At 72.4% G+C, this 16181-nt stretch carries 14 protein-coding genes; 8 read left to right on the forward strand and 6 right to left on the reverse strand.

The window, feature by feature from the left end; translation table 11 throughout:
- Positions 1–70: 70 nt before the first annotated feature.
- Positions 71–1006, reverse strand: coding sequence for a ketopantoate reductase family protein (locus H489_RS27350; protein ID WP_017886938.1), 936 nt, complete (start codon positions 1004–1006; stop codon positions 71–73).
- A gap of 78 nt (positions 1007–1084) precedes the next feature.
- Between H489_RS27350 and H489_RS27355 the strand changes: the two genes are divergently transcribed.
- Positions 1085–1651, forward strand: coding sequence for a TetR/AcrR family transcriptional regulator (locus H489_RS27355; protein WP_017886939.1), 567 nt, complete (start codon positions 1085–1087; stop codon positions 1649–1651).
- 35 nt (positions 1652–1686) lie between these two features.
- On the opposite strand, the gene H489_RS27360 is transcribed toward H489_RS27355, so the two are convergent.
- A complete protein-coding gene (locus tag H489_RS27360) occupies positions 1687–2646 on the reverse strand; it encodes a hypothetical protein (protein WP_017886940.1) in 960 nt (319 codons plus the stop codon).
- Complete coding sequence (locus H489_RS27365; RefSeq protein WP_017886941.1) at positions 2643–3290, reverse strand: MerR family transcriptional regulator; 648 nt, start codon at positions 3288–3290, stop codon at positions 2643–2645. Before H489_RS27365 ends, H489_RS27360 begins: the two co-directional genes overlap by 4 nt.
- A gap of 338 nt (positions 3291–3628) precedes the next feature.
- Here H489_RS27365 and H489_RS27370 point away from each other — a divergent pair, with 338 nt between their 5' ends.
- The 6 genes from H489_RS27370 (at position 3629) to H489_RS27390 (ending at position 8420) form a co-directional block, all read left to right on the forward strand.
- Positions 3629–4198 (forward strand): alternate-type signal peptide domain-containing protein, encoded by a 570-nt coding sequence (locus H489_RS27370; protein ID WP_017886942.1) that lies wholly within the window; start codon positions 3629–3631, stop codon positions 4196–4198.
- On the forward strand, positions 4195–4782 hold the full coding sequence (locus H489_RS27375; protein ID WP_017886943.1) for a hypothetical protein: 588 nt from the start codon (positions 4195–4197) through the stop codon (positions 4780–4782). Before H489_RS27370 ends, H489_RS27375 begins: the two co-directional genes overlap by 4 nt.
- On the forward strand, positions 4779–6047 hold the full coding sequence (locus tag H489_RS36805) for a ricin-type beta-trefoil lectin domain protein (protein WP_017886944.1): 1269 nt from the start codon (positions 4779–4781) through the stop codon (positions 6045–6047). Before H489_RS27375 ends, H489_RS36805 begins: the two co-directional genes overlap by 4 nt.
- The gene (locus H489_RS27380) at positions 6044–6688 is read left to right on the forward strand and encodes a signal peptidase I (RefSeq protein ID WP_017886945.1); all 645 of its coding nucleotides are present in this window, start codon (positions 6044–6046) and stop codon (positions 6686–6688) included. Before H489_RS36805 ends, H489_RS27380 begins: the two co-directional genes overlap by 4 nt.
- Positions 6689–6909: 221 nt before the next feature.
- A complete protein-coding gene (locus H489_RS27385; protein WP_017886946.1) occupies positions 6910–7503 on the forward strand; it encodes a MarR family winged helix-turn-helix transcriptional regulator in 594 nt (197 codons plus the stop codon).
- Positions 7500–8420, forward strand: a complete 921-nt coding sequence (locus tag H489_RS27390) for an NmrA family NAD(P)-binding protein (protein ID WP_017886947.1) — start codon at positions 7500–7502, stop codon at positions 8418–8420. The genes H489_RS27385 and H489_RS27390 overlap by 4 nt, the downstream gene beginning before the upstream one ends.
- On the opposite strand, the gene H489_RS27395 is transcribed toward H489_RS27390, so the two are convergent.
- The 3 genes from H489_RS27395 to H489_RS27405 all read right to left on the reverse strand — a co-directional run bounded on the left by H489_RS27395 (position 8389) and on the right by H489_RS27405 (position 14794).
- A complete protein-coding gene (locus H489_RS27395) occupies positions 8389–8697 on the reverse strand; it encodes a hypothetical protein (protein WP_017886948.1) in 309 nt (102 codons plus the stop codon). The two genes, H489_RS27390 and H489_RS27395, sit on opposite strands and share 32 nt — an antisense overlap.
- Positions 8698–8702: 5 nt before the next feature.
- Positions 8703–8948: a hypothetical protein gene (locus tag H489_RS27400; protein ID WP_017886949.1), complete on the reverse strand. Its 246-nt coding sequence runs from the start codon at positions 8946–8948 to the stop codon at positions 8703–8705.
- Positions 8949–9322: 374 nt separating this feature from the next.
- Positions 9323–14794: a discoidin domain-containing protein gene (locus tag H489_RS27405; protein WP_152427242.1), complete on the reverse strand. Its 5472-nt coding sequence runs from the start codon at positions 14792–14794 to the stop codon at positions 9323–9325.
- Between the two features lie 151 nt (positions 14795–14945).
- Between H489_RS27405 and H489_RS27410 the strand changes: the two genes are divergently transcribed.
- Positions 14946–16100: a low temperature requirement protein A gene (locus H489_RS27410; RefSeq protein ID WP_017886950.1), complete on the forward strand. Its 1155-nt coding sequence runs from the start codon at positions 14946–14948 to the stop codon at positions 16098–16100.
- Positions 16101–16181: the final 81 nt, after the last annotated feature.

Consider the following 16181-nt stretch of genomic DNA (forward strand, 5'->3'; position numbering starts at 1 on the left):
GGAGGCTCGGTGCCAGCTGGCACCGAGCCTCCAGGCCGTTGCTGGTCGCGTCCACCGCCCGCACCCGTCGTCAGGCGCGTCGCGCCGCCCGGTCGAGGCGCGGGGTCGGGATGCCCAGGGCGGCGGCGGTCCGCCGGACGTCCTCGAGGACCGCCAGGGGTTCCGCGGCGGTCGGGTCGTCGTGCGCGGCGAGGCTCGCACGCGCGATCGGGACCAGCGCAGTGCCCGCGGCGACGAGCGTTGCCGACGTCCCCGGCAGCCGGACGGGCAGCGTCGTGGAGCGGTGTCGGGAGAGGTCGACGCCCCGCGCCTCCAGCACCGGGAGGAGTTCCCGCCCGATCCGGAACGCCTCGCGGAGCGCCCGCCGATCCCCGACCATCGTCGCCAGACCACCGCTGTGCAGGGCCTGCGCGAACATGCCGGCGTCGAGCACGACGTGCAGCCACAGCCACCCGCGGATGTCGTCCTCGTCCTGCACGGTGAACCCGGCCCGCTGGAACACCGACCGCACGAGCTCCTGCCGGTCCGGAGCCGTGCCGGTCGTCCCGAGCCGGACCGACCGGAGGACGGCACCGTGCAGGACCCCGTCGGCGTCGAACCCGCCGCCGGCGCCCGGGAACCCGAACAGCACCCGCTCCGCGGCGAGCGGTGCGACCGCGGCGAGGGGTTCGTCCCACACGTTGCCGAGGACCAGCACCGTCGCGTCACCGATGTGGGGCGCCAGGGAGGTCACGGCATCCTGCAGCCGATGGTGGCCCACGCTGACGACGACGAGGTCGTACGCGTCCGCCGTCTCGATCGACTCGACCAGTCGCGTCGGCGACGTCGTCCGGGTCCGCCGGCCCAGGGGGCCGCGGCGGCCGTCGATGACGTCGGTCTGCACGGTGTCGCCGTACTCGGCCGCGCGCCCGGGCCGCACCAGGTGGTCGACGTGGTGTCCGGAGTGCTGGAGGGCCTGGCCGTAGATCGTCGCGATGACGCCCCGTCCGAGCATGAGGATCCGCATCAGGCACCTGTCCGCTAGTCTGGAGACGATCTCCACTTGGAAGATATGGAGATTGTTTCCACTTGTCAAGGAGTGCCTGTGCCGGACGAGCAGCCGATGCCCGCCGAGAAGCCGATGCGTGCTGACGCCCGACGGAACCGCGACGCGATCATCGCCGCTGCCCGGACGGCGTTCGAGCGTGACGAGCAGCTGCGCTTCGACGACTTCGCCGGACGCGCCGGGGTCGGGGTCGGCACCCTCTACCGGCACTTCCCGACGCGTGCAGCGCTGTCGGCGGCGGTGTACCGGGGCGAGGTCGATGTCCTGTGCCGGCGTGCTCGCGACTCGACGCTCCCCCCGGGCGAGAGCCTCGACGACTTCCTGCGCGGGTTCGTGGAGTACGTGGTCGACCACGCGGCACTCGCACGCACCCTCGCAGCCGTGGTCGACGCCACCACCCAGGCGGAAGGCGGGGGAGAGCTCGAGCGGACGCTCGCCGAGCTGCTGGCGCGCGCGGCCGCCGACGGTGCCATCCGGTCCGACGTCACCTCCGGCACGGTGCTCATGCTGCTGCACGGCATCGGGGCCGGGATCGATCGCCCCGGGTGGGCGATGGAAGCCCGTGCTGCCGCCGACCTGGTCTCCCGAGGGCTCCGGGCCCGCTGACCGGCGACCGGTGGGGTCGTCCGGCCCGCGACCCGTCAGCGCAGTCGCCCCACCGGAGCGGTGCGGGCGCGGAGCAGGACGGTCACGCTCGCGGCCGCGGCGAGCAGCACGAGTGCCCACGCCGCGGTTGCCACCACGCCGTTGGGGTGGACCACCGACTGTCCGACCGCGGCCTGCACGGTGAGGAGCACGGTGCCCGCTGCCCACGCGACCGCCACGATGACCACGATCCGCACCTGCGTGGTCTGGTCTGCCAGCCACAGCAGGCGCCGACCGGCGGCGGCGAGCACGAGCGCGACCAGCGGGAGTACCTGCAGGGCGTGCATGCCGACGAAGTGGGCGACGCGGTAGTCACCGGCGACGGTGCTCCACCCGAGCAGCGGCACCCCTGGGCCGCCGTCCGCGATCCCCACCGTGTGGGCGCCGACGATCCCGTCCGGAGCAGTGAGCTGGGTGGGGGTCGGGCCGGTCATCAGGAAGGCGACCCCGATGCCGACGAGTGCGATGACGGCACCGGCACGGACGGCGATCGTCAGCGCCGGGGTCGGCAGGCGCAGGAAGAACAGGGCGATCGAGGTGACGAAGGTGCAGAGGTAGAGCGTCGTGATCGCCACCGCCATCACCGCCCACACGACCACGTGCACGCTGTTCGACACGTTGAAGTGGCTCGTCGTGCCGGTCGCGGCGGCCCACACGATCAGTGCCTGTTCGACCACCAGGGCCACGGCGACCACGGTGCCGAGCCGCCGAGCGAGCGTCCGCCACTTCGGCAGGTGGGCGATGAGCCACGCCCAGGTGACGGCGTAGAGCAGGATCGACAGCGAGAACTTCAGCGGCTTCGCCCACGCCGGTGCCCCCAGGATGGTCCGGGGGTCCACGACGAGGCCGACGACGCAGACCGCGGTGGCCACGACCATCAGGCCGGCCACGGCCATGAGTGCCGGGTGCCACGCCACCGCTCGGCGCACGGCGGCGATCCGGCCTGGCGCGCTCATGCGCCGGCCTCGTCCGTGTCGGCGACGGGGAACAGGTCGTGGGTGGCGTCCTGCTGCGCCAGGCGCCGGAGTCCCGCGAAGAGCGGATCACCGAGGACGGTGCCGATCACCATCAGCTCCGCCATCGCGGTCCGGCCGTCGCGGTGCTGCAGCGCGGCGACGTCGGCACGTGCCGCGCTCGCCGCTGCCGACACGTAGGCGTCGAGGTAGTCGTCCGGGGCGTCGAACCCGATGGTGCGCAGCCCGTCGAGTGCCCGCGCCGCGGTCTCGAGTCCCGGGTTGTCCGACGTCGCGCACCAGCCGGCGGCCGACACCCGTTCCTCGATCCGGGCACGTGCCTCCGGCGTCGCCGCGGACTCGGGGGACCGCGGGGTGGTCATCGCGTACTGGGCGACGGCGAAGACCTCGGCCAGCGGTGCCGTCTCGGCGTCCAGCACGGCGAGGACCTGCTTCGCGACGGCGACGGAGAGCCCGCCGGTCTCCAGGAGTGCCCGGACGAGCCGGACCCGCTCGACGTGCCGGTCGTCGTAGGCGGTCTGGTTCGGCGCGGACTTCTCACCAGGGGGCAGCAGGCCCTCGCGCTGGTAGTACTTGACGGCGGTGACCGGCGTCGACGACGCTCGGGCAAGTTCGGATATTCGCACTATCGGAGAGTAGCGCTATCTGAACCTGCCGACAAGGGGCGGCGGACCGTTGCCGATCCATGAGGGACCGTCAAGCTGTCAGTCCGCCTGTGCCTCCGCGCAGTTCGGCACGTGGGTCGTTGTCATGTCATACTCAGCGCAGCAGCAAGGTCGGCCGTCGGCCGGTCACTGCTCGCAGGGTTCGTCTCCTGCACCTGCCACTCCCAGCAGGTCGAGCACCACGTCCCTCGGTCGATGCGCCGCCCCCTCACCAGGGGCCGGCTGCCACCAGCTCATCGAGCTGTTCGACTGGACACGGTCGACGCGTATCCGACGTCCGACGTCGTAGAGAGCACACCATGCAGAAGATCATCACCGCCTCGATCATCGGCGCCGCTGGCGTCGCACTCCTGCTCGGAGGCGCCGGGACGTTCGCGCTCTGGAACTCCAGCGCAGCGACCGCCGGGGGCCACATCGTCGCCGGCGCGCTCGCGATCAAGCCGACCACGCAGGCGGCGAGCTGGACCGTCAACGGTGGGTCGCCGCTCTCGACCCTGGACGGCTACCCGATCGTGCCGGGCGACGTCGTCACCTACTCGCAGGACATGGTCGTCACCGCGAACGGCAAGGGCTTGAAGGCGACCCTGGCCGTCGATCCGGCTTCGGTCGAGGCCACCTCGACGTCCGCCCCCGCCGACGTCGCGCTGGCGAAGTACCTGTCGGCGAACGCCGTGCTCACCGCGAGCGGTGACGGGGTCTCCGGTGCCGGTGCGCCGTACACGGTGACCGGGCAGACCGGCTCGCAGCAGGACGTCCGCGTCGGGGTGACCATCACGTTCCCGAAGAGCACCACCGCCGGTGTCGAGGACGGCATGCAGAACGGGTCGGTCGACCTCGACGCCATCGCCGTGACCCTGACCCAGGCGTGAAACACCGGCGCCGTGGGGCTGCGCTGACCGGCTGGCCGGCGGCGACGTTGCTCGCCGTCGCCGCGGTGGGGGTCGTGGCCGTCGTCGCGATCTCGACCGACGGTGGCACGTTCGCACTCCTCAGCGCCCGGTCGTCCACTCAACCGGCGACGATCACTGCCGGCTCGGCGGACCTGTCGCTGAGCAGCCTCACGCTGCCGTCTGCACCGCTGTACCCGGGCGCCACCGAGTTCGGCGTGGTCACCGCGACGAACACCGGGGACGTCCCGCTCGACCTCGGTGTCGCGACGGGACGTGCCGGCACGACGACGGCGTCGGGTTCGGCGTCCGCCGTGCGCAGTGACCTGCGGGTGACCGTGGGCGCTGCGACGTCGGCGGCTGCGTGCCGGTCCGGCAGCGTGCGCCCCACGTGGTCCGGCAGCCTCGACTCCACCTCGCCGCGGTCCGCAGGCATCACCCTGCGGCCGGGGGCCGACGTCGTCCTGTGCCTCGCCGTCGCGATGCCGGCGGACGCGGCCGCCTCGCAGCAGGGCCTCAGCGCCGACTTCACCACCACCATCAGCGGGACGCAGGCAGGATCATGACCGACAGCACACGACGTCGACGAGCGCTCCTGCTCGGAGCGACGGCCGCCGCGGTCGTCGCGATCGAGCTCGCGGGCGGCGGGACTGCCTGGGCGACCTGGACCGCCCCGGCGCAGTCCGTCCGGGCCGCCGCGACGACCGGCTCCGTCTCGGTCGGCATCCGCGGTGTCGAGGACCTCGCCACCACGTACTCCTCGGACGCGCTGACCCGCACCGCGCTCGTCACGGTGTCGAACTCGGGGTCCGTCCCCGCGGCCACCACGTTGACGCTCGCCGCGACCGCCGGATCGGCCCTGTCGAGCGCCGTCCAGGTCGACATCTGGCAGTCCACCAACGCCAACCCCTGCTCCGGCGCTCCGTCGAGTGCTGCGATCACCGGTTCGGGCACGACGATCGCCCCTGTGGTCGCCACCCTCGCTGCCGGTGCCAGCCGTTCGACCTGTGTGCGGACGTCGGTCAGTCAGGGGCAGCGCTTCGACCTGTCCGGAGGCGCGACCACGCTCGACGCGACCGTCACCGCCCGACAGGGGTCCTGGGCCGGCACCGCGCACGCCCGCGCGGCCCAGGTCATCGCCGACACCGTCACACCGTCCGTGCCGTCGAAGACCGCCGAGACGGACAGCAGCATCACGCTCACGTGGGCAGCGCCCGCGGACACGATCGGCATCGGTTCCTACGCCGTGTACCGGGACGGCGTCCTGGTCCGCGTCGTGCCGGCGTCCGTCCGGTCCTTCACCGACACCGGGCTGCTGGTCTCGAAGTACTACGCGTACACCGTGCGCTCGGTCGCCACCGGCACGGGCGGCAACGCCTCGCCGATGTCGCCGGGCATCCAGCACGCCACCGGGTGGCTCACCGCCACCAGCCGCTACGTCCTGCGGAACGACGCCACCGGCACGTGCATCGCCAGCGGGGGGACGGCCTCCGGCTCGCCGATCGTCACGACGTCCTGCACGACGAGCGCGACCCAGACCTGGCAGTTCACGCCCGAGGACTCCTGGCTCCGGGTCACCTCACCGTCGAACTCGTCGCTGTACTGGGACGCCCCGAGCGACCGGTCCGCCGTGCTCCGTCCCGTCAACGACATCAGCGCCCAGAAGTGGACGGCCAAAGCGGTCGGCGCGGGCAGCGGGCTCTTCCGGTTCCGCAACCGGAACGACCTGTGCCTGACGGCGTCGAACGGGTCCGGCAGCACCAACACGATGACCGTCGCCGACTGCAGCACGTCCGGCCTCCAGCTGTTCTCGTTGCGATCGACGTCGTGACGTCCGCACCGCCGAAGCGGGAGCAGGCGCCGGTCACCCGCTGGTCGGGCGCGCTCCGGCTGCTGGGGCAGACGGTCGCGGTCCTGCTCCTGATCGCCGTGGTGGGGATCGCCGCGCTGGCCATCGCGGTGCCGCGCATCACCGGGTCGGTGCCGCTCACCGTGCTGACGAGCTCGATGGAGCCGGGGATGCCGCCGGGCACCCTGGCGGTCGTCCGCCCGGTGGACCCCGCGGACATCGGCGTCGGCGACATCGTCACCTACCAGATCCGGGTCGACCGGCCCGGGGTGATCTCGCACCGGGTCGTCGCCATCGCCGTCGGTGCCGACGGTCGCCGCCTGTTCACCTTCAAGGGTGACAACAACGCAGCCGTCGACCCCGAGCGGGTCGTCGCCGCGCAGGTCATGGGCCGGGTCTGGTACTCGATCCCCGGACTCGGCTTCGTGAACACCGCCGTCGACGGCGACGCCCGCGCGTGGCTCGTGCCGACGCTGGGCGCCGCGATGATCGGCTACGCCCTGTTCCTGGTGGTGCGGTCGGTGGCCTTCACCGGAGCCCGCGGAACGTCGCACGGACGTCGCCGACGAGCAGGCCCGGCTGTTCGAGCATCGCGAAGTGCCCGCGGCGCGCGACCTCGTTGAAGAACACCGGGTCGGTGTACCGGCGTAGCCCGTCGACCAGTGTTCGGCCAGCAGGCGTCGGCGCAGGTCGTCGAGCTCTGTCCGGGGGACGTCGACGGTGGACGGGGTGATGGCCGCGGCGTCCGGCATGGGGTCCTCGGGGCTCGACGTCGTGACAGCGCTCCGTCCCGACCGCAGATGATCTTTGCAAGAGACGATCTTGTTGCGGTACGTTCTGCGCCATGGACAGTCCGATGCCGACCGATGCGCTCCCCGAGATCGACTGGGGTGCCGAGGGGATCGAATCCGAGCTCGGGTGGGCGCTGCCGCTGGCGCTCCAGGGCTTCACACGGCTGGGCAGCGAAGCGGTCGCCGACGTACCTGGCGGGCCCCGCGGCTACCAGGTGCTCGTCGCGACCACCACCGAGGAACCGTCGTCGCAACTCGGACTCGCGCAGCGCCTCGGGATCGACAAGACGCAGATGACCTACATCGTCGACGCGCTCGAGACGGGCGGGTTCGTCGAACGCCGCCCCGCCCCGACGGACCGTCGGGTGCGGCAGGTCCACCCCACCGACGCCGGCCGGGCCCTGCTCGCCCGGACGCGGTCCGCCCTGCGCAGCGCCGAGGGCGTGCTCATGCGGCATCTCGACGACGACGAACAGGCGACGCTGCGCCGGCTGCTGGCCCGCGTCGCCCTCACCGCCGGGCTCGGCCCCGCCGGACCGGACCAGGCAGACCCCTCGTTCGAACACCCCCTCGCCGTCCCGGAGCGATCCCGACGGCGCACCACGACGACCACGTCGACCACCACTGCAGTGAGGCCCCGCCCATGACCACCACCATCCTCGTCGCCGGCGCCACCGGTGACCTCGGGCACCGCATCGTCCGCGAGCTCACCCAGCACGACGTGCGGGTGCGGGTCCTCACCCGGCCCGGCAGCACGACCGCCGACGAGCGCTTCGGGGACGACCCCCGGGTCGACGTCGTCACCGCCGAGTACAGCGACCACGACGGCCTGACCCGGGCCGTCAGCGGATCCGACGTCGTGGTCTCCGCCGTGAGCGGGACCCGCCCGGTGATCGTCGACGCCCAGCGCGCGCTGCTCGCGGCGACCGTGGCGGCGGGCGTCCGGCGGTTCGTCCCGTCCGACTACTCCGCCGACTACCGGCGGATCGCACCCGGCACGAACCGCAACTTCGAGCTGCGACGCGAGTTCGCCGCCGACCTCGACGCCGCCCCGGTGCAGGCGACCTCGATCCTGACGGGCATGTTCACGGACCTGCTCACCGGCGACGCCCCGATGATCCTGTTCGGTCGTCGGCTCGTGCTGTTCTGGTCGTCGGCGGACCAGGTGCTCGACTTCACCACGAAGGACGACGTCGCCCGGGTCACGGCGCTCGCCGCACTGGACGACGATGCTCCGCGGGTGATCGAGATGGCGGGCGACCGGGTCACCGCCCGCGACGTCGCACACACCATGAGCGACCTGACGGGGGAGCGCTTCCGGCTGCAGTGGGCCGGCACCACCGGCACGCTGTCCGCGATGAGCGCCGTCGGCAGGCGTCTGTCGAAGAACCCGGACGAGACGTTCCCGGCGTGGCAGGGGATGCAGTACTTCGTGAGCATGTTCAGCGGGCAGGCGGAGCTGCACCACGTCGACAACGACCGCTACGGCGTGCAGTCGTGGACGAGCGTCCGTGACGTGCTCCGCGCACACCTCAGCGCGCAGGGCCACCCGGCGACGGACTGACGGGCGCGGTGCGCGGCCGTCGGCGGCGCAGCAGGAACGCGAGCCCGACGACGACGACCGGCACCAGCGTGAGTGCGGCGAGCCAGACGAGGACGTCCCACTCGGGCGAGAGCGGCACACCGAGTGCACTCGACGACGTCCGCCAGACCTGGTCGCCGGGCCCCTCGTGCTCGGTGGCCCCGGTGACCGGGAACAGCAGTGCCGTCACCAGCGCCCAACCCACCAGCACCACGACGGCGATCAGGGTCCACGGGCGCGGAGCGGACTGGGCCGGCATCTGTGTCACCGGGCCGCGGCACGCGAGCGCTCGGCCCGGGTGCCCCACCACGTCGCGACCAAGGCTGCTGCCCCGAGTGCGAGCCCGACGACGCCGGATCCGAGACACGGGATGAGGACGAGGCCGAGGCCGATGTTCGCACCACCGCCTTCGGGGCCGAAGAACGCGTCGTACATCAGGGCACCGACGCCGAGGAACCCCACGGCGAGGAGCACGGTGCTGACCCAGTGGAGTGTGCGGGCTGTGGTCATGGTGGTCGTTCCCCTCGGGAGTGCGATTGACGAATCCTCGCACGGTCGCTCCGCGACACATTCCCCGAGCGGCATCAGTCGATCCGTACGCGTTCCACCGTGCGCTCCGTCCTGTCCGCGATCGGTGGCTCAACCATGCCGCACGCCGGACCGGACCGGTGTCTCGATCCTGCAACGACTCAGTCGTGCCGACAGGCGGACTGGAGGCCCGGTGCCAGCTGGCACCGCGCCTCCAGTCCGGCGGTTGGTCGCGTCCACCGCTCGGACCGAGTCGGACGCCGGAACCTGCGGACGGCGGTCAGGTGGTCCGGATCGTGCAGGCCTTCGCGACGACGTCGCCGCCGGACAGGTGTGCGGGAAGCGGGGCGTCAGCGCTACCGGATCTCGAGGTCGTACAGCGAGTAGCCGTACGGGGTCGCCCGTTCGACACCGTGCACGCGGACGTACCGCCACGAGCCGTCCAGGGCGTGCCGGTCGGTCCCGCCGTCACCGTCGGTCTCGGTGGCGAGCGTCGTCCACCCGTCGTCGCCCGCGTTCCGCGCCTCGATCCGGTAGGAGCGTCCGAAGGCGTCCTCCCACCGGAGCACCGCGCCGTGCAGGCGCTGCGGTGCGCGGAGGTCGACGGCGAGCCACTGATCGTCGGTGTGCCCGCTCGCCCAGCGCGATCCCGGGTCGCCGTCCACGGCGTTCCGTGCGGGGACGCCGTCGCCCTCGTCGGCCGATGACGACACGGTCGCCCGTCGTGCCAGGTCCGGCGTCGGTCCGCCCTGCGTCGAGGTGACGCGGAGGTCCCAGAGGGAGACACCGAACGCGGTGTGCCGGCGGTCCGCGACGACCCGGACCCAGCGGCCGGTGACGTCGTCGCCCTCCAGCCGGTGGATCACCTCGCCGCCGGTCCCGTGGGCTTCTTCCGCGACGGTCCGCCAGGGGGCGTCGGCGTCGTCGCGGACCTGGACGCGGTAGGCCTCGGCCCACGCGGCCTCCCAGTCGAGCTGCACCTGGTCGATCGGCACGACCTGCCCGAGGTCGACCGCCAACCACGCACCGTCGCGTGCTGCGCTGGCCCACCGGGTCCGGGCGTCGCCGTCCACCGCATTGCCGCCGGACAGGTCGCCGCGCTCGTCCGACGAGGTGGTGACGGGCTTGCCGGCGGCCACGTCGCGAGAGCGGGCGGGTGCCGTTCCGCCGTCGTCGTCACCGTCGGTCGCCTCGTCGAGGGTCGTGACGGTGGCCGTCCCGGATGCTCCCGGCACGGTGGCCGTGACCGTCGCGGTCACACCGCCCTCGGCCGCTGCGGTGACGACACCGTCCGGTTCGACACTTCCGCCGCCGTCGACGGCCCACTCCGGGCGGTCCGCGGCGAGCCGCCCGCCGAACCCGTCGTGGTCGAACCCGTAGGCCGCCATCCGGACCGTGTCACCGGCGCGGACGGTCGTGGTGCGTGGTGCGAGGAGCACGTCCTCGACGTCGACGGTCGAGGCCGCCGGGGTGCCGGACACGTGCACCTCCCAGATGGAGTACCCGTACCCGGTGAGCCGGTCGGTCAGGTGCAGGCGCACGAACCGGGCGGTCTCGCCGACGGACACCGTGTCCGCGTCGGCGGTGGTCTTGTCGACCGTCCGCACGTCGCGCCAGGGGCTGTCGGCGGTGTCCCGGACCTGCAGGACGTACCGGGCGGCGGCCGCGTTCTCCCAGTCCACCCGGACGGTGTCGACGTCGGTCAGGGCCCCGAGGTCGATCGTGTAGTCGACCTCGTCCACACCGTGCGCGCTCTCCCACCGGGTGCTCCGGTAGCCGTCGACGGCCTTCCCGGCGACGTTGCCGCCGTCCGAGGAGCTCGCGTCGACGTCGGCACCCGCTGCGGCGTCGGGGATCGACGTCACCGAGGCGACGACCGCCGAGCCCTCGACACCGCCACCGGTCGCGACGACGTACCCGGAGCCCGCGGCTGTGGTCGTCACGGTGCCGTCGCTCCCGGCGCTTCCGGCACCGGTGTACGACCAGGTGACGTCGGCGGGCAGGGCCGCCGGGTCGCCGTACTGGTCGTGGCCGGCGGCACGGAACCGCTGTGGCGTCCCGACGACGAGCCGGTCGAAGCCGGGCGTGACGTCGAACCCGGTGAGGACCGGTGCCGGTGCGACCCGGAAGGCGTACGACCCGTGCACGCCGCCGATCGTGGCGGTGACGGTCGCCCGCTCCGCGCGCTCCGATGCACGGTGGACGCCGTCGGCGCTGATCGTGCCGGTGTCGGTCGACCAGGTGACGTCGTCCAGCGCGACGGTGGCGCCGTACTGGTCGTAGCCGGTGGCGGTGAAGGTCGTGGTCGCACCGGGGACGATCGTCTTCGGGGCTCCCTGGGCGCTGACGACCACCTCGGTGAGCCGCGCGTCCAGGTGCGAGGTGATCTGCGTCTGCGCCGGGACCGCGATCTGGCCGATCACCTCGGTGCCCTCGTAGACGTCGTACGTGTGCTGCACGGTGTCGGGGTTGTCGAGCACGTAGCTGATCGTGCCGTCCGGTGCGCGGAACACCTGGCTGAGCGGGTCCGAGGTGTGCCGGTCGGTGACCTCGGTGCCGACGGTCCGGTTCGACATCGCCTGGTGGTAGACGAGGCCGGCCATCGACTGTCCGGTCACGGCCGGGTCGTCGGCCGCCCACAGTGCGGCGTGCACGTCGGCGTAGGTGTCCGGGTCGTACTGCCCGAGGAACCCGAGCACGACGTTGCCGAGCGCGTCGCCCATGCCGCTGAACACCCGCGCGGCGTGCTCGGTGTCCTCGCCGGGGGTGTGGTCGGTGAGGTCGACGCTGTACAGCTGGTCGATGGTCGGGGTGTCGGCGCGGAAGTCGTCCACCAGGAACGGCATCAGCGGGGACGGGGTCGGCCAGTCCTGGGGCTTCCGGTCGGCGGTGGGACCGTCGAGCTCGGAGGGCACCAGCGAGTCGGGCAGGTTCTCCGGGGTCCAGTACCGGTCGGGGAACACCACCCGTCCGTCGTCGTCCACGCTCACCAGCAGGGTGTCGGTGGCCGGGTCGTACAGGGGGTTCGCCGCGGTTCGCCGGGTGACGTACCCGGGGTGGTTCGTCTCGACGGCGCGGATCGCGTCCTGCAGCTCGCCGATCGCGGCCGGCCGGTCACGGGTGATCTTCACGTCGCCGTAGCTGCCGACGCCCCACCACTTCTTCGTGAGCATCTGGATGCGTGCCGCGTTGCCGTCGGTGACCCCGGCCTGCCCGATGGACTCCGGGCGGGCGGCCATCATCTCGGCCATCAGGGCCTTCGAGAAGCCGGGATCCCAGCCGAAGTAGTCGAACCACGGGGCGATCGGCATCCACTGGATGCCGGAGATCCAGGCGGGGTCGCCGGAGAAGTACGTGGCGTGGGCCTGCCCGGAGTCGAACAGGATCCCCGCCTGCCCGTGCTCGTACTCGTCCGGGAACGCGCCGTTGCCGTCGTACGACGCCGAGGCGGGGTTGCCGCGGGCGTTCTGCCAGTACGCGCGGACGGCGGCCCGCTCGGTGACGTACTGCACCGCACCGGCGGCCTGCATCTCGTCGTCGCCCAGGACCGAGCCGAGCAGGAAGAGCCCCGCCTCGGACTGGATCGCCTCGGACGAGGACTCCTGGTTGTTGCCGCCGGGGGACGACACACCACCGGCGTTCGACCGGCCCTCCCAGACCCCGAACGTGCGCATGTGCGGGAACCGGGCGTCGTCGCGGTCCCAGTTCGCGTACTGCTTCGCGACGAGCGTCGCCATGCCCTGGTACTTCGCCGCCCACGCGTGGTCGACCCGGCCGAGCATCGCCGTCGCGACCGCGAAGTAGCCGTAGTGGAAGTGGTTGTCGTTGAACTGCGCGGACCCGTACGAGTCGGCGAACCCGATCAGGGCCTTCCACGTCGGGTACATCGCGAAGAAGTGCTCCGCCTCGCCGTCCGTGTACGTGTACCAGTCGGTCAGGGCGCGCTCGAGGGTGTCCTGCAGCGTCCGGGCGTCCTCGGTGGCACCGATCTGCCGCGCGATCGTCATGTACTCGGCGAGCTGCAGGACGTCCTTGCCGCCCCAGTAGGTGTCCCCGCCGTACGTCGTCTTCGCGGCGTAGTCGTGCAGGTACTCGCGCATGATGCGCTCGGAGTACGGGTCGTCGCCGACCGCCTCGGGTGTGGCGCCGATCGGGGTCATGCCCGTGAACGCGTAGTCCAGGGTCCAGCCGCCGTGGCCGACGGTGGTCCGCATGGTGCCGCGCGGGGTCTCGTACGTGGCGCCGGTGAAGCGCAGGTTCGTGGTGGCGTCGGCGTACTGGTGCTGCAGCCACCCCTGGACGGTGTCGTGGCTGTCGCCCTGCAGCGTGTCGGTGCGGATCGACCACTGCTGACGGACGTTCGCCGCCGCCGGGTCGTACGCGTACGTCATCGTCGTGTCACGGGGGACCGCGAACGCGGTGCGGTGCAGGTCGTCGAGGGACAACCCCTGCTCGGGCACCGCACTGAGCACCAGGTAGGGCGTGCCCGACGAGGCCTCCAGCGTGTTCCCGACCCGGGTGAAGGTGGTGTCGTCGGGGGCGTGCACCCCGAAGACGTGGCCGTCCTGGCGGATCTCGAACCGGTCCGTCGTCACCGGCAGGTCGAGCGGTTCGCCGTCCCCGTCGGTGATCTCGGCGCCGTCCTGCAGGGTCAGGCGCGGGGTCATGCCGTGGAACTCGAACCACTCGTACGGCGAACCCTGCACGCTCGTGACGTCCATGTACTGTCCGCCCGGGCCGTCCTGCGGCATCCGCCAGCTGACGTTCCAGTCACCCCAGCGGAGCGCGTCGGCCTGCTTCGCCCGGAACGTGGTCGCGAAGCGCTCGGCGAGGCCGTCCGGGGCGTCGGTGAGCAGGACCTGGTCGACCAGGACGTGTGCCCACCCGGCCCGCAGGTCGTCCACGATCCGGAGCTGCGCGGACTGCCCCCGGTGCGCGGAGACGTCCCAGCTGTCCCACCGCAGCTGTTCGCTGTCCGTCCCGGTGCTGCTCGCCACGACGTCGCCGTCGACCAGCAGCTGCACGGCTTCGTGGTCGGGGTGCCGGCCGCCGCCGACCAGGAACGCCAGGGTCGAACGGTCGATCGTGAACGCCGGCGACGTGAGGGTGCCGGTCGCGCCGTCGCCGTCCTCGTCGCTGAACGAGTTCAGGAAGCGTCCGCCGAGCCACCCGGAGACCGCGCTCTGCCCGGCGGCCGTCCCCGTGGCCGTTGCCGTGAACGCGTCACCGGTCGCGGTCCAGCCGTCGGGCAGCCCGTCCTCGAAGTCCGCCAGGGTGCGGTCGCTCGCGTCCGGGCTCGGTTCGACGGTCCCGCCGACCGTCACCGGTGCCTCCAGACGCATCGCCGTGCCGTCGCTGTTCCACCGCGTCGGGATCGTGAGCTTCGTGCCGGCGGCACTGTTCGACGAGACGAACGGGTACGCCCACATGTCGCCGGAGTACTTGCTGACCAGCAGGTCCGTCCACCACTGGTTCGTGGGCACCGGCTCGCCGGCCTTCGACGGATCGATGTACAGCTCCTGGTCGAGCGTCTTCCGCACGTCCGCGATGTCGGTGATCTCGTCGGGCGGGGTCGGCGCGTAGGAGCCGGCACCCACCTGCACGCCGTCGGCGGCGGGACCGACGCGGGACGAGCCTCCAGGCTGCTCCTGCGGTGCGGCAACCGCAGCACCCGGATCGGCCGGCGACCGCCGGGTGTCGGACGTCGCGGCGTGCGCCGGGGTGACGGCGGACGCCAGCAATGTGGCGACGGTCAGGGCGCCGGCTGCGGCGCTGACGGCCGCTCGGCGGAACGACCTGGGACGGACGGCGGGACGCGGTGAGCTCACCGGGACTCCTGTCGGAACGGTTCGGCCGCGCACGACGTACACGGCCGTGGACGGCGGGGTCTGGTGGTGCTGGGCCTGCACCCGGACAGATCGGCAGCACCGGTCCCGCCGTCAGCAGTCCGCGTTCTGGGGATGCCCTACCGTTGGCCCCATGCCGACCATCGGACTGCGCCGGATGGTGCCGCGCGACCCCGACCAACGACACCGGGCAGCGAGTCCGCTCGAGCTCCTGTTCGACCTGGTGTTCGTCGTCGCCGTGGGGTTCGCCGCCACCAACCTGCACGAGATCGAGGTCGAGGGGCACGTCACCTCGGCCGTCCTGGCCTACGGGTTGGTGTTCTTCTCGATCTGGTGGGCGTGGATGAACTTCACCTGGTTCGCCACGTCGTTCGACACCGACGACTGGCTCTACCGGGTGATGACCTTCGTGCAGATGGCGGGGGTGCTCGTCCTCGCCGCCGGGGTGCACGCGGCCATGGTCGAGGACGACTTCACGATCGGCGTCATCGGCTACGTCGTCATGCGGCTGGCGCTGGTCGGGCAGTGGATCCGCGCCGCCGCGTCCTCCACCCGGTACCGGCGGACAGCGACCCTGCACGCCGTCGGCGTCACCGTCGTGCAGCTGCTCTGGGTGGTCTCACTCGCCCTGCCCGACGACGTCTGGGGGTACGCCGCACCGTTCCTCGTGCTCGCCGAGCTGTCGGTGCCGATCTGGGCGCAGACCTCGACGGGGACGGCCCCGTGGCACACCCGGCACCTGGCCGAGCGGTTCTCGCTGTTCACCCTCATCGTCCTGGGCGAGGGACTGGTGGCCTCGGCCGGTGCGGTGATCGACGCCCTCGCGCACACCGAGCACCTCGGAGCCCTGCTGGCGCTCGCGGGCTGCGGACTGGTGATCACCGTCGGGATGTGGTGGATCTACTTCTCCCGCGAGCAGCACGCGCACATCCGCTCGCTGCCCACCGCGCTCGTGTTCGGCTACGGCCACTTCTTCGTCTTCGCCGCCGCCGGTGCCCTGCCGGCGGGCATCGAGGTCGCGGTCAGCGCCGACGCCGGACACGTCGCACTGTCGTCCGCCTCGGTCGCCGCGACCGTCGCGGTGCCGGTCGCGGTGTTCGTGCTGTCGATCTGGGCGCTCGCGATCCGGCCGTCGTTGTCCACGCGGGCCAACGCCGCGGTGGTGGCCCTGGTGCTCGTCGTCCTCGCGTCGATCGCGGTGCCGGCGGTGTCGCTGCCGCTCACCGCGCTCGCCGTGGCGGCGGTCGTCGTGACCCTCGAGGTCGCGTCCGCGCGGACCGACACCTGACGGACGACGGACGGGAGGCGGGCCCCAGCAGCCGGTACCGGCGCGACGCGCCAACGGCGGGACGGCCGTGCCTGGAGGGAC

Source organism: Curtobacterium flaccumfaciens UCD-AKU (assembly GCF_000349565.1).
GTDB lineage: Bacteria > Actinomycetota > Actinomycetes > Actinomycetales > Microbacteriaceae > Curtobacterium > Curtobacterium poinsettiae.

Coding starts and splice junctions, on each gene's coding strand:
- H489_RS27370 (WP_017886942.1), top strand. CDS start 3,629: ATGCAGAAGATCATCACCGCCTCGATCATCGGCGCCGCTGGCGTCGCA.
- H489_RS27410 (WP_017886950.1), top strand. CDS start 14,946: ATGCCGACCATCGGACTGCGCCGGATGGTGCCGCGCGACCCCGACCAA.
- H489_RS27395 (WP_017886948.1), bottom strand. CDS start 8,697: ATGCCGGCCCAGTCCGCTCCGCGCCCGTGGACCCTGATCGCCGTCGTG.
- H489_RS36805 (WP_017886944.1), top strand. CDS start 4,779: ATGACCGACAGCACACGACGTCGACGAGCGCTCCTGCTCGGAGCGACG.
- H489_RS27350 (WP_017886938.1), bottom strand. CDS start 1,006: ATGCGGATCCTCATGCTCGGACGGGGCGTCATCGCGACGATCTACGGC.
- H489_RS27390 (WP_017886947.1), top strand. CDS start 7,500: ATGACCACCACCATCCTCGTCGCCGGCGCCACCGGTGACCTCGGGCAC.
- H489_RS27385 (WP_017886946.1), top strand. CDS start 6,910: ATGGACAGTCCGATGCCGACCGATGCGCTCCCCGAGATCGACTGGGGT.
- H489_RS27400 (WP_017886949.1), bottom strand. CDS start 8,948: ATGACCACAGCCCGCACACTCCACTGGGTCAGCACCGTGCTCCTCGCC.
- H489_RS27360 (WP_017886940.1), bottom strand. CDS start 2,646: ATGAGCGCGCCAGGCCGGATCGCCGCCGTGCGCCGAGCGGTGGCGTGG.